The 14609-nt window shown below is 38.0% G+C and carries 10 protein-coding genes; 8 read left to right on the top strand and 2 right to left on the bottom strand.

Annotation, left to right across the window (positions count from 1 at the left end):
* Positions 1-51: 51 nt before the first annotated feature.
* The 8 genes from carB to FTRAC_RS08625 all read left to right on the top strand — a co-directional run bounded on the left by carB (position 52) and on the right by FTRAC_RS08625 (position 10559).
* Complete coding sequence (gene carB / locus FTRAC_RS08660) at positions 52-2865, top strand: carbamoyl-phosphate synthase large subunit (RefSeq protein WP_013453858.1); 2814 nt, start codon at positions 52-54, stop codon at positions 2863-2865.
* Between the two features lie 112 nt (positions 2866-2977).
* Positions 2978-3220 (top strand): hypothetical protein, encoded by a 243-nt coding sequence (locus FTRAC_RS08655; RefSeq protein WP_013453857.1) that lies wholly within the window; start codon positions 2978-2980, stop codon positions 3218-3220.
* A gap of 248 nt (positions 3221-3468) precedes the next feature.
* Positions 3469-3939, top strand: a complete 471-nt coding sequence (locus FTRAC_RS08650) for a hypothetical protein (RefSeq protein ID WP_148230056.1) — start codon at positions 3469-3471, stop codon at positions 3937-3939.
* 80 nt (positions 3940-4019) lie between these two features.
* Positions 4020-5204: a TolC family protein gene (locus tag FTRAC_RS08645; protein WP_013453855.1), complete on the top strand. Its 1185-nt coding sequence runs from the start codon at positions 4020-4022 to the stop codon at positions 5202-5204.
* A 19-nt stretch (positions 5205-5223) separates the two neighbouring features.
* Positions 5224-5508, top strand: coding sequence for a hypothetical protein (locus FTRAC_RS08640; protein WP_013453854.1), 285 nt, complete (start codon positions 5224-5226; stop codon positions 5506-5508).
* A gap of 21 nt (positions 5509-5529) precedes the next feature.
* On the top strand, positions 5530-7041 hold the full coding sequence (locus tag FTRAC_RS08635) for an efflux RND transporter periplasmic adaptor subunit (protein ID WP_013453853.1): 1512 nt from the start codon (positions 5530-5532) through the stop codon (positions 7039-7041).
* Between the two features lie 35 nt (positions 7042-7076).
* Positions 7077-7424, top strand: a complete 348-nt coding sequence (locus FTRAC_RS08630; RefSeq protein WP_013453852.1) for a four helix bundle protein — start codon at positions 7077-7079, stop codon at positions 7422-7424.
* A 45-nt stretch (positions 7425-7469) separates the two neighbouring features.
* On the top strand, positions 7470-10559 hold the full coding sequence (locus FTRAC_RS08625; RefSeq protein ID WP_013453851.1) for an efflux RND transporter permease subunit: 3090 nt from the start codon (positions 7470-7472) through the stop codon (positions 10557-10559).
* A gap of 169 nt (positions 10560-10728) precedes the next feature.
* Here the strand turns inward: FTRAC_RS08625 and FTRAC_RS08620 are convergent, their stop codons facing one another.
* The gene (locus FTRAC_RS08620) at positions 10729-11628 is read right to left on the bottom strand and encodes a bile acid:sodium symporter family protein (RefSeq protein WP_013453850.1); all 900 of its coding nucleotides are present in this window, start codon (positions 11626-11628) and stop codon (positions 10729-10731) included.
* A gap of 51 nt (positions 11629-11679) precedes the next feature.
* Positions 11680-14544: an excinuclease ABC subunit UvrA gene (gene uvrA, locus FTRAC_RS08615; RefSeq protein ID WP_013453849.1), complete on the bottom strand. Its 2865-nt coding sequence runs from the start codon at positions 14542-14544 to the stop codon at positions 11680-11682.
* Between the last annotated feature and the right edge of the window lie 65 nt (positions 14545-14609).

Here is a 14609-nt window from a genome sequence, read left to right as displayed (position 1 = left end):
TCATCTTAATTTTGCCCAATTTATTTAGCCCCGAAACAAATAAAAAAGCTCATGCCTAAAGACAACAGTATTAAGTCAGTACTCATCATCGGTTCAGGTCCAATCATTATCGGACAAGCTTGCGAATTTGATTATTCAGGTTCACAAGCCTCTCGTTCTTTGAGAGAAGAGGGAATTGAAGTAACACTTATCAATTCTAATCCTGCTACCATCATGACAGACGAGGTTACGGCCGATAATATTTATTTGAAACCGCTGACTAAGAAGTCAATCATTGAAATTTTAGAGAAGCACGACATCGATGCGGTTTTGCCTACCATGGGTGGTCAAACCGCACTGAACCTTGCCATTGAATGCGATAAAGCAGGCGTGTGGGATAAATATAAAGTGAAAATGCTTGGTGTTGATGTTGATGCAATTGATACTACTGAAAATAGAGAGCTTTTTCGCTTAAAAATGAAAGAATTGGGTGTTGGTGTTTGTGAAGGAGAAACAGCTACTTCCTTTTTGCAAGGTAAAGAAATAGCTCAAAGAATAGGATTTCCTCTAGTGATTCGTTCTTCTTTCACCCTTGGGGGGCTTGGAGGCTCAATTGTGAAAGACCCGGCTGAATTTGACAACGCATTGAAGGATGGTCTTCATTCTTCACCAATTCATGAAGTGCTAATTGAGCAAAGTATTTTGGGATGGAAAGAATATGAGTTAGAAATTCTTAGAGATAATATAGGGAATGTAATTGTGATCTGTTCTGTAGAGAATTTTGATCCAATGGGTGTTCATACCGGAGATTCTATCACAGTTGCCCCGGCTCAAACCTTGCCAGACACTGTTTACCAGGAGATGAGGAATTTGGCCATCAAAATGATCAAAGGAATTGGTAATTTTGCAGGCGGATGTAATGTGCAATTTGCTGTAAATCCAGAAAATGATGATATAATAGGGATTGAGATTAATCCAAGGGTTTCTCGTTCTTCTGCCCTGGCATCAAAAGCAACGGGTTATCCAATTGCCAAAATAGCTGCGAAATTGGCTATCGGTTATGATTTACATGAGCTCAAAAATCAGATTACCAAAACCACTTCAGCATACTTCGAGCCTTCTTTAGATTATGTAATCGTAAAAATCCCACGTTGGAATTTCGATAAATTCCCAGGTTCTGACAGAAGATTAGGGTTCTCCATGAAATCAGTTGGTGAAGCCATGGGAATTGGAAGAAATTTCCAGGAAGCCTTACAAAAAGCTTGTCAATCTCTCGAGATAAAAAGAAATGGATTGGGAGCTGATGGAAAAGAGCTTAGAAAACAAGACGAATTACTTTACAGCTTAGAAAATCCAAGCTGGAACAGATTATTCCATATTTACGATGCCTTTAAGTTAGGAATCCCTTTCAAAACGATACAAAAGCTGACTAAAATAGATAAGTGGTTCTTGGAGCAAATCGAAGAACTGTTGGTATTGGAAAAAGAAGTGGAGAAATACTCCATTGATAATATTCCTAAGGAATTGATGATGGAGGTGAAGCAGAAAGGATATGCGGATAGGCAGATTGCACACTTGGTTCGGTGTCTGGAGAGCGAAGTTTATAAGAAACGTCACGAAATGGGCATCAAGCGAGTATATAAATTGGTTGATACTTGTGCCGCAGAATTTGAAGCGCAAACTCCGTATTACTACTCTACCTTCCAAGAGGAAAACGAATCAGTTGATAGTGGTAAAAAGAAAGTGATCATTTTAGGTTCAGGTCCAAACCGAATTGGACAGGGAATTGAATTTGATTACTCTTGCGTCCATGGAGTGCTTGCTGCAAAAGAATGTGGTTACGAAACCATCATGATCAACTGTAATCCTGAAACGGTTTCTACCGATTTCGATACGGCTGATAAATTATATTTTGAGCCTGTTTTCTGGGAACATATTTATGATATCATTTTACATGAAAAGCCAGTAGGTGTAATTGTTCAGTTGGGAGGTCAAACTGCCTTGAAATTGGCTGAAAAATTAAACCGATATGGTATTAATATTATCGGAACTTCATTTGATGCTTTAGATTTAGCTGAGGATAGAGGTTCATTCTCTAAATTGTTGGCCGATAATGACATTCCTTATCCGAAATTTACGGTAGTGGAAGATGCGGATAATGCTTTAGAAATGGCTAAAGATATTGGTTTCCCAATGTTGGTTAGACCTTCTTACGTACTAGGTGGACAGGGAATGAAAATCGTGATCAACGAGAGAGAGTTGGAAGAGCATGTAGTAGATGTTCTTAGAGATATTCCTGGTAATAAAGTCTTATTAGATCATTTCTTAGATGGTGCAATTGAAGCCGAAGCAGATGCAATCTGTGATGGTGAAGATGTTTATATTATTGGTGTAATGCAACATGTGGAGCCTGCTGGAATTCACTCTGGTGATTCTTATGCGGTTTTACCTCCATATAATCTTGGGGATTTTGTTTTAACACAAATCGAAACTTATACAAAAAAGATTGCCTTAGCTTTAGAGACTAAAGGTTTGATCAATATTCAATTTGCCATTAAAAATGATATAGTATACATCATCGAGGCAAATCCAAGAGCGTCCAGAACAGTGCCATTCATTTGCAAAGCTTATCAAGAGCCTTATGTAAATTATGCAACTAAGGTGATGTTGGGCGAGAAAAAAGTGAAGGATTTCAATTTTAATCCTGTTAAAAAGGGTTATGCAATTAAGGAACCTGTTTTCTCATTCAATAAATTCCCGAATGTAAACAAGGAATTAGGTCCAGAGATGAAATCAACTGGTGAATCCATCTATTTCATTGATGATTTGATGGATGATTATTTCCTTAAAATTGTTTCAGAACGAAACCTTTACTTGAGTAGGTAGTAGATATAGAATGACAAATTCCTACTGCTAAATTTGAAACTTTAGTAGTGGGAATTTGTTATTTTGTATAGTAAGAAATAAATTTTGGCATAAGCCATAAGGAACAAATATTATGTTTAAATTTTTATTAATCCTTTTTTTGGTAGGATATCTTATTTTCAAAATAGGAGGATTTCTGTTTAGGTTGTTTTTAGGGCGAACTTATAAAGCAGCTCAAGAAAGACAATATAAGCAAAACAACAAGGGTAGAACCACTAAAGATGGGATTAATATTGACCACGTTCCCAATCAGAAAGGGAAAAGAACCGGTGGGAATTTCAAAGGTGGTGAATATGTGGATTATGAGGAGTTGTAAAAAGTAGTTGGGATTAAATAAATTTACCTTTAGTCCAAAAAGGTTATCCTCAACAATTTCAATACACCGAGATATTTTACTTTCCAATACTAATTAGAGTCAAATTATAGCCCCTATCTACTTTAAATCAAAAATCCATCACCAGTTTTAGTAAATATATTAATTCTGATAATTATTAAAACTTGCTTAATTGCGCTTTGCAAGCAATTATTATGAATACAAGTTTCAAATTCTTACATTTGAATCTGATGAATTTATTTAAACAAATAAAAGCCTTTCTACTGTTAAGCGTATTGCTGTTCGCATTGGGGCATAATGCATTCCCGCACGTGCATCATCAACACCAGCATAGCACTGATACGGAGCATGAAGTTCATCATAATTCGCATGATCATAATCATCAGCATGAAAGTCATCAGCATGAAACCCAACAACATGAGGATAGCTCACAAGATTGGCAAGATTTAAATTTCCTTCAAGTCTTACTTGATGGGCATTCATCGACCAATCATACACATCAGTACACTCCTTTATTATTAGAACCCTTAAAGTCAAAAAAACAGCTTGATCAAAAGTTAATTCAGAATTTTGGACAGGTTGAAATTGTAGTTCCTCATAGGGAAGCAGATTTAAAACAGGGCTTTAATGCTTTAATCCGTCCTTATGAATCGGTCAATTTATCCATTAATCCACTCAGAGGCCCTCCCTCTAAAGTTTGATTCAGACGGCTATAAAATAATATAGCCTACATCAATCATGATGTAAAAATACTTATCAGACTACATTAAAATTATATAAAATGTATAAAATAATTGTGTTCATACTTTGGTGTTGTACGCTTTCAGGACTGGCATATGCGCAGACGCCTACTATAGAAAGTGTGCTAACGCAGGTAGAGCAAAATAATAAATCATTAAAAGCTTTTGCCGATTATTTGAACAGTCAAAAGCTTGCTTTGAGAAGCAGTAATAATCTAGAGGATCCTCAATTTGGTGCTTTTTATCTACCGATTGCTGATCATACAGATGCTAATTATACCGAATTTCAGCTTAGTCAGACGATTGAATTTCCCACTGTTTATGGCGCGAGAGGAAATTTGATTGATGAAAAAGTAGCAAAGCTAGAATTAGTTTATAAGTCAAAACGGCAAGAAGTCTTAGCTCAAGCTAAAGAATTCTGTCAGCATTTGATCTACCTACAAAAGCAAATAGCAATTGAAGAAACCAGGCTTGAACAGGCTGAAAAGGTTTTTGAGCAGGTTAAGGAACTCTTTGCTAAGGAGCAAGTAGGGATAATGGAGATGAATAAGGCAAAAGTTGCCTGGCTTCAGGATCAATTTAAAATTCAGGAACTTGAGAATGAACTCAATGCTGTGGCTTTGCAATTAAAAAGCCTAAATGGTGATGAGCCCATTGCATTCACTGCTGATACTTATGAAAATTCTTTAAAGGTTTCAGAAAGAGATAGTATTTGGCAGGAAAAACTACTTTTAGATCCAGCGCTCTTGAAGTTGGAGCAAGAACAGCTCATTGCGCAACAGACTCTGAAACTTGCAAAAAATAAAGCGCTTCCGAATATCACGGCAGGGTTTAACAGCCAAGGTATTCCTGGTGAGCGGTTTTCAGGATTATATGCAGGGATTAGTATTCCGTTGTGGAGTAATCGGAATAAGGTGAAGGCAGCAGCTTCAGAAATTCAATATCAGGAGAGATTTAAAAATGCTGAGACTTTTCAGCGCTACACTGATTTTGAAAAGCAGTATAACCAGTATCAGCTCATGCAGGAAAAATATGAGGCTTATGAAAGCACGCTAAATTCCTTGAATAGTAATGAATTACTTTACAAAGCTTATCAATCAGGTGAACTGTCATTTCTGGATTATTTTGCGGAATTGCAGTTCTACAGAAAAGCATATGATGAAATGCTGCGGATGCAGTATGAATTACATATATCGCAAACTCAATTATTAAAACACCAATTGTAAAATTTAAAATCAAAGAATTATGAAAATCAGAAATATAATACTCGCATTTACTTTTTTATTCGCTATTGCTTGTTCAAGCAAAAAATCAGAATCAGACGACCATGGCCATGCGCATGATTCGGAATCTGCAACGCATACTGAAGAGGCTCATGGCCACAGCCATGAAGGGACTGAAGGCGATCACGGACATGAACATGAAGAACATCATGAACAAGAAGAATTCACCGTGGAGGAGGACTCATCAGAAATGAAACAATCCGGTACTCATAAGCATGAGGATGGTTCCGAGCATCACGATCATTAATCAATAAAAAACAGAAGAGATATGCGATATATAGTAATATTCCTTTCGTTGCTGGCATTTTCTTGCCAGTCAACGGAAGATCATGGTCATGCACACGATGAAAATGGTGGTCATGCAGCTGACGAAGGAAATAGACCATCAGTAGATTATACTGTGTGGACAAAAAGCACGGAGCTTTTTGTAGAGTTCCCAGTTTTAGTAGCGGGTCAGACCAGTCGCTTTGCTGCTCATTTTACCGAGATGGATCAACATCAAGCGGTTAAGGAAGGTAATGTGACAGTGAGTTTGATAAAAGGAGGAAAAGGGATACGACATACAGTAGAAGCACCATCTTCCCCTGGTATCTTCACTCCGTCCTTACAACCTAAAGCTGCAGGTATTTATACTTTGATTTTTGAATTAAAAACTCCAAGCTATTCTGACAGAATAGCGATAGAAGGAATTCAAGTCTTTGAAAGTATAGAGGAAGCGCAAAATGCTGAAGGATTAGCTAGTGAAGATGGAAATGCGATTACTTTTCTTAAGGAGCAAGCCTGGAAAATGGAATTTCAGACCACACAAGTTGAGTTAAAAACTATTTATGAAACCATCTCAACATCGGGTAAGTGGATGGTAGATCCGAATGCTTATCAAAGCCTAGTAGCGCCAGCTTCTGGGAAAGTAGATTTTCTAGAAAATTCATTGCTGGAAGGAGCTGAGGTCAAGAAAGGAGAATTGCTCATGACCGTAAGCAGTGCTGGTTTAACCACTAATAATCTGAATGCTGAAATCCAAAAAGCTAAAGCAGAATACGATAAAGCAAAATCAGAATATGAACGAAAAGAATCTCTTTTTGAAGATGAAATTGTTCCTAAGTCTGAGTGGGAAGCTGTAAAGCAGCGCTACAAGATAGCAAAAACCAATTATGAGACTTTGGCGAAGAGCTTTAGGTCTGGAGGAAAGCAGATTTTGGCACCAATGGATGGCTATGTAAAATCATTAGTGGTTGAAAATGGCAGCTTTGTAGAGCAGGGTGAAAAACTCCTTAGCATAGCTGAACACAAAGGATCATTACTAGAAGTTCAGCTAAGCCCTGAAACAAATGTAGCCTTAGACCATATTCAAAATATCTGGTATCAGCCCAGCTCAAACAAATGGTCAAGCTTAAAAGAGACTGGAGGGCGCATACTTACCAAAAGTAGAGAGGTTGCACCAAGTGATCCATTACTTTCTGTTTTTGCTTCGGTAGCGGAAGAAGTGAATATGCCTGAAGGAAGTTTTACCGCTGCCCAGTTAGCCGTAGGATCGGGAAAAGAAAGTATGGTTATTCCAATCAGTGCCCTTTTAGAAGATTATGGTCAATTTTCTGTGATGGTTCAACTTTCTGGTGAAAGTTTCGAAAGGAGAAATATTGTCGTTGGTAACCGCAATGGAAATGAAGTGGAGGTTTTGGAAGGCTTATCTGCTGAAGAAGTAGTGGTTAGCAAAGGAGCTTATCAGGTGAAAATGGCTTCCATGTCTGGACAAGCGCCTGCACACGGACATTCACATTAATTAATGTTGAAAGTTGAATTTTTAATCCTTGAATAATGGAAAAGGAAAATATCATACTTGTGAAGTCATTTGATTTTGCCTTGGAGGTGGTCGATTTATACAAAAAAATGGTTGCTCAAAACGAATATGTGCTATCAAAACAACTTTTGAGAAGCGGAACAAGTATCGGTGCGAATATCGAAGAAGCGATGGCTGGATTTAGTAAAAAGGATTTTACACATAAAATGTCCATATCATCCAAGGAAGCCCGAGAGACAAAATACTGGCTCAGACTTATTAAGCATAGTCAAGTAGTACAGATAGAAGTTGATGAATTACTCACGAAAAATGAGGAGCTTATTAGGATTCTAACATCAATCGTAAAAACATCTCAAAACAAATGAACCATTTGATTCAAAATTCAAAACTGATAATTCAAAATTTCAAGAATGCTAAATAAGATATTAGAAATATCCCTTAAGAACCGTCTTTTGGTTCTTTTGGCAGCTATTTTATTGACTTTATCGGGTCTATACATTGCGCGTAATATGAATGTGGATGTATTTCCTGATTTGACAGCCCCCACGGTGACCATTTTAACGGAAGCCCATGGGCTGGAATCTGAAGAGGTAGAAAAACTGGTTACTTACCAGTTAGAGACTGCGATGAATGGTTCTCCCAATGTAAGAAGGATTAGATCTTCTTCGGCAGCGGGTATTTCCATTGTATGGGTAGAGTTTGAATGGGGAACGGATATTTACAGAGCCCGACAGATTGTAAGTGAAAGAATTCCGATGGTGCGTGAAAATTTACCATCGGGTGTAAGTGCTCCAACCATGGCACCTATTTCATCCATTATGGGAGAGGTGATGCTCTTAGGCGTTCGCTCAGACAGCTTATCGCCTATGGAGCTAAGGACACTTTCTGATTGGACGATTCGACCTCGAGTTAAATCAATTGGAGGTATTGCTAATGTGGTGGTTATCGGAGGTGACTATAAGCAATATCAGGTGATGGCTGATCCTGAAAAACTGAAATATTATGATATCAGCCTTGCTGAACTACTGAAAAAAGTAGAGGAAAGCAATGTGAATGCACCTGGTGGTTTTTTGAATGAATATGGAAATCAATATATCATCAAAGGAAGCGGACGTGCTTATTCTATTGAGCAATTAGCGGAATCGGTTGTAAAAAGTGTAAATGGGCAATCCATCAAAATTAAAGATGTTGCCGAAGTAAAAGTAGGCGCTGCGGATAAAATTGGAGATGCTTCTTTAAATGCGAATCCGGCAGTAATTCTTACCATTTCAAAACAACCCGATGTTAATACTTTGGAATTAACGGAACGCCTGGATGCTGCCATTCTTGATTTGCAAAATACGCTGCCAAAAGGAGTAGAAATCAAAAGCCATATTTTCCGGCAAGCGAATTTTATTGAAGCTTCGATTGACAATTTGAATCAAACCTTATTGGAAGGAGCCTTTTTTGTGGTGATTGTATTGTTTATCTTTTTGATGAACTGGCGAACCACACTCATCTCTCTATTAGCCATCCCGGTTTCCTTATTAGTTTCTATTATAGTGCTCAAGTTGATGGGCTATACGATTAATACTATGAGTTTGGGAGGTATGGCCATTGCAATTGGGGCTTTGGTGGATGATGCTATTATTGATGTAGAAAATGTATTTAAGCGATTAAGAGAAAATATACGAAAGCCCAAAGCGGAAAGAGAAGCTACACTGACAGTAGTGAAAAATGCTTCGGTGGAGATTCGTAGTTCCATCATCATAGCCACACTCATTATTATCGTGTCCTTTGTGCCTTTGTTTTTCTTAAGCGGTATGGAAGGTCGTTTATTAAAACCACTGGGGATTGCTTTTATCACTTCGGTATTGACTTCTTTAGTAGTGGCGGTGACACTCACACCAGTCTTGTGTTCTTATTTGCTGAAAAGTGAGAAGGTGCTGAAAAAGCAAGCCGAAGGAACAAAAGTCGAGCGCTGGTTACGGGCCCAATATGCAGGTGTTTTAAAAGCTGTGTTGAAATATCCCAAGACAATTATAGGTCTAACTGTTGGTGTTTTTATTGGCAGTTTAATTCTATTTAGTCAGTTAGGCAGAAGTTTCTTACCTGAATTTAATGAAGGTTCCTTGGTGATCAGTGCTGTTGGAGTGCCCGGAATGTCTTTAGAAGAAAGTAATAAAACAGGTAAAATGATAGAAGAGCTACTTTTAGAGATGCCAGAGGTAGAGGTCGTCACAAGAAGAACGGGGCGAGCTGAACTGGATGAACATGCTCAAGGGGTCAATGCTGCTGAAATAGATGTGCCGTTTACATTGGGAGAAAAGAGTAAAGAACAGTTTTTTGAAGAGGTACGGACTAAGCTTAGTGTGGTGCCAGGTGTCAATATTACGCTTGGCCAGCCGATAGCACATAGAATAGATCATATGCTTTCCGGAACTCGCGCCAATATCGCTATTAAAATTTTTGGCGATGATTTGCAACGATTGTTCGAGCTTGGTAAAGCTGTTGAAAATAATATTAATGGCATTGAAGGAATAGCGGATGTGGCCGTAGATCAGCAAATAGAAGTGCCGCAGATCCGCATTATGCCCAAACGTCAAATGCTGGCAGCTTATGGCATGACGGTCGGTGATTTAATGCAGCAAGTGGATATTGCTTTTGCTGGAGAGAAAGCGGGAGAAATTTATGAAGGGCAAAAGTATTTTGATCTCATTGTCCGTTTCAAGGAAGAAACAAGAGATAATAAAGCAGCGCTTGAATCAGCCTTGATCAGTTTGCCTAATGGTGGACAGATCGCTTTGAATCAGTTAGCTACAGTCGCTTCGGTGAGTAGCCCTAATACTATTTCAAGAGAAGATGTGAGAAGGAAAATAGTGGTAGCAGCGAATGTTCAGGGTAGAGATTTGAGAGGTGTTGTGAATGAAATTCAAACTATTGTAGAGGCAAATATTGAATTGCCTGAAGGCTACAGAGTAGAGTATGGAGGCCAATTTGAAAGTGAAGAAAAGGCTTCTCAGATGCTGATGATTACTGCATTAGCTGCTATTTTGGTCATTTTCTTATTGCTGTACTTTGAGTTCAAAAATCTCAAATTATCCTTTATTGTCTTGATTAATTTACCTTTGGCTTTGATTGGAGGAATTTTAATAGTGTATTTCACCAGTGGAATCATTAGCATAGCCGCAACAATAGGTTTTATTAGTTTATTCGGTATAGCTACAAGGAATGGGATATTATTAGTGTCCAGATATGAGGAATTGAGAAATGAAGGTTTGGCAGGTTTTCAATTATTGAAAGAAGGCGCATTGGATCGTTTGAATCCAATCTTAATGACTGCTTTTACGACTGGTTTGGCTTTGATTCCGCTTGCCCTGAAAGGTGGCCAGCCAGGCAATGAAATTCAAAGTCCGATGGCGGTAGTGATCTTAGGAGGTTTACTCTCAGCTACCATACTGAATTTGATAGTGATTCCTTGTGCATACGAACTTGTAAAGCTTAAAAAAGAAAATACATGATATTATAAGGAGCAAGAAATAACTCTAGTAAAGGCCAAACGAATTCGTTTGGCTTTTTTTGTGAATTCCACAAAGTAGTAAGCTAATCAATAAGCTACTAATAAATAAGAGCAAAAAAATAAGCTGGATACGACAGATTGCTGTTTTTGATATTAAAATTTTATCTTATTTAAACAAGCACCTTCTTCCCCGACCAAATAAAGGCTATTATCAATCCAGCTACAATATGCCAAATACCCCACCAGCCGGCAATGATGGCCATGCCGCCAATTCCATCAAAAAAGTTGAAGATTAAAACTAATCCCAAACCGGAGTTTTGAATACCTGTTTCAATGGAAATGGCTTTACGTTCGCTTTCTTCTAAGCCCCCTAATTTTGCCATCCAATAGCCACTTAAAAAGGCTAATCCATTGTGAAATAATACGATCACAAAAATGACATGAATGTATTCTAAGAAGTAGTTGGCATTTTTCATGAATGCAATTACCACAAAGGCTGCAAATATCACGATTGATAGTATATTAACTGGTTTTCTGATTTTTTGAGCAATTGCAGGTTTATATTGTGCAAAAGATACTCCAAGTATTACGGGAATCAGAATCAAGTATATTATAGTAGAGAACATGTCCCATATGTTCAAAGAAATACTACTTTTTAGTCCCTCAGCACTGCTAATAAAAGATGACCAAAAAGCAAAGCTGAATGGAGTCATAAAGATTGCTGCTGAGGTGGTTAAAGCCGTTAAGCTCACAGAAAGTGCTGCGTTTCCTCCAGCTAATTTACTTATGAAGTTGCTTATATTTCCCCCAGGACAACAGGCTACTAAAATCATACCCAATGCCATACTGGGTCTTGGCTCAAATACAAAAATCAAGATTAAGGTAATAATAGGCAAAACCACCCATTGTGATATTAATCCAATAATTGATGCTTTAGGATTGAGTAATACCCGTTTGAAATCCTCGACTCTCAGGTCAAGCGCTACGCCAAACATGATAAAACCGAGCAAAAAATTTAATAATAATAAGCTTTCGCTGTTGAAGTTAAGCGTTACTTCGTCCATTTCCATAGCGACAATATATAAAAAATAATATTGAAGGTATTAAAAATATTATGGGTTTTAATGCACTAATTCTGCCTTCAAGAATTTACCTGTATAACTATTTTCTATTTTGATCAATTTCTCAGGAGTCCCTGTAAATACAATGGAGCCGCCACCTGTACCACCTTCAGGACCTAGATCGATGATGTAATCCGCTACTTTAATGACATCCATATTGTGTTCTATCACTAAAACAGTATTTCCTTTATCCACCAATTTTTGTAAAACTTCTAGCAGATGTTCAATGTCTTGAAAATGCAATCCTGTAGTAGGTTCGTCTAAAATGTAGAATGTGTTTCCAGTATCCTTTTTTGATAGCTCAGTGGCTAATTTCACTCTTTGAGCTTCACCACCGGAAAGTGTAGTGGCGTGTTGCCCTAAAGTAATATAGCCAAGACCTACTTCTGAAAGGGTTTGAATTTTCCTTAAAATTTTAGGCTGATTAGTGAAGAATTCTACTGCTTGTTCCACTGTCATATCCAATACATCAGAAATTGATTTTCCTTTGAAGCGAACTTCAAGTGTTTCCCTATTGTATCTTTTGCCTTTGCAAGTCTCGCAAGGAACGTGAACATCTGGCAAGAAGTCCATTTCAATCAATTTCATACCTGCTCCTTCGCAAGTTTCACATCTTCCGCCTTTCACATTGAAAGAGAACCTACCTGGCTTATAACCTCTTATTTTGGCTTCAGGAAGATTACTGAACAATGCACGAATATCTGTAAAAACTCCTGTATAAGTAGCCGGATTTGAACGTGGAGTTCTTCCAATAGGAGATTGATCCACTTCAATTACTTTATCCAAATGCTCTAAGCCTTTTATGGATTGATGTTCCATAGGGTCTTTTTTGGAGCGATAGAACTTCTGATTTAAAATGGGATAAAGTGTATCGTGAATTAAAGTTGATTTCCCACTACCTGAAACGCCTGTTACACACATCATGGTGCCCAAAGGAAAGTCCACATTTATATTTTGTAGATTATTGCCTTTAGCTCCTTTGAGTTGGAGTTTCTTACCATTGCCTTTTCTTCTTTCTTTAGGGACTTCAATTTTTAAATCCCCTGTTAAATATTTAGCAGTCTTGCTTCCTTGCTTTAGAAATTCTTCCGGAGATCCTGCAGCTACAATCTTTCCGCCATGTCGACCAGCTCCTGGACCGATATCTAAAATAAAATCCGAAGCCAGCATCATATCTTTATCATGCTCCACTACCATCACGGTATTGCCCAAATCTCTTAAATCCTGAAGGGCAGAGATTAATTTAGTGTTGTCTCTCTGATGTAATCCAATACTGGGTTCATCCAGAATATATAAAACACCTACTAATTGAGTTCCGATTTGTGTTGCCAATCTAATTCTTTGTGCTTCTCCACCAGAAAGTGTTTTTAACGGTCGGTCGAGTGATAAATAATCCAATCCGACATCCAGCATAAAGCCCACTCGCTTTCTGATTTCTTTTAAAACTTCAGCACCAATAAGGTTTTGCTTATCAGAAAGTCTTTTTTCAATATCTTCAAACCAATCTCCTAATTTGCTTATGCTCATTAGCGCCAATTCGGAGATGTTTTTTCCGTCAATCAGAAAGTGAAGTGATTCTTTCTTCAATCGCTGACCATTACAATCGGGGCATAGTTGAATAACTGTATATTCTTCAAGCCAATCCCGCATTTTATCAGTACCGCTTTCCTGTTGTTTCTGCAAAAATTTGATAATGCCTTCGAAACTAGTACTCCACTGCGTGCCTGGGTATTTTTTGGAACTGACTTCTACTTTCATCTTGCTGCCATAAAGCAATATATCTAAAACTTCCTCTGGAAATTTTTCGATAGGTGTAGTCAGATTTACATCAGTATTTTTCAGTAATGCATCTATTTTCTTAAAAATCCAGATGTCTCGGTATTCACCCAAAGGTGCGATTCCACCTCGGCTAATACTCAATTTCGGATTTGGGATTACGGTTTCTTTGGTAATGTTTTCTAATTCTCCCAAGCCTTTGCAAGTTGGGCAAGCGCCATAAGGAGAATTAAAAGAGAAACTATTGGGAGCTGGTTCATCATAAGCTAAACCTGTTTCTGGATCCATCAGGTTTTGAGAGAAATGTTGAATGTTTCCATCCGTATCTCGCACCATCATGATGCCATTTCCGTGCTTTAAGGCAGTTTTCACCGATTGAGTGATGCGGTATTTGTCTTTTTCACTGACTACAATCCTATCCACTACAATCTCAATATCATGTGTTTTGTATCGATCTACCTGCATGCGGGCATCAATTTCCAGAATCACACCATCCACACGAGCTTTTGTAAAGCCCATTTTCCGTATCTGCTGGAAGAGCTCTCGGTAATGTCCTTTTCTACCTTTTACCACTGGTGCTAATATGCTCAATTTAGCATCAGGAAATTCACTGATTAAATGCCCGATAATTTGATCTTCCGTTTGGCGCTGCATTTTCTTACCTGTTTTGTAAGAAACGGCTTCTCCAGCACGTGCATAGAGCACACGCAAAAAGTCATAAATTTCTGTAAGAGTCCCAACCGTTGAGCGCGGGTTTTTAGAGGTGGTTTTCTGTTCTATGGAAATAACAGGAGAAAGTCCGTTGATTTTATCTACATCAGGACGCTCCATATTTCCAATAAAAGAGCGGGCATAGGCAGAAAAACTTTCCATATAGCGTCTTTGCCCTTCCGCATAAATGGTGTCAAAAGCTAAACTTGATTTGCCACTGCCGCTAATTCCAGTCACAACAACAAGCTTATCACGAGGAATTGAAATATCTATATTTTTAAGATTATGCTCCCTGGCGCCAATTACTTCAATGTATTCTTCCTGACTGGCTGTGGTTGTATTTTTGACTTTATGATCTGCTTCTTTCGTTAAACTCATTCTCTAAATTTATAACCTGCTAATTTACAAAATAGCATAGAGGATTGTTTGGTTTTGGGAAAGAT

The sequence above is a fragment of the Marivirga tractuosa DSM 4126 genome (assembly GCF_000183425.1).
In the GTDB taxonomy this organism is placed as follows: domain Bacteria; phylum Bacteroidota; class Bacteroidia; order Cytophagales; family Cyclobacteriaceae; genus Marivirga; species Marivirga tractuosa.
Note: the sequence above shows the minus strand (reverse complement) of the source record. Positions and strands in the feature narration are given on the sequence as shown.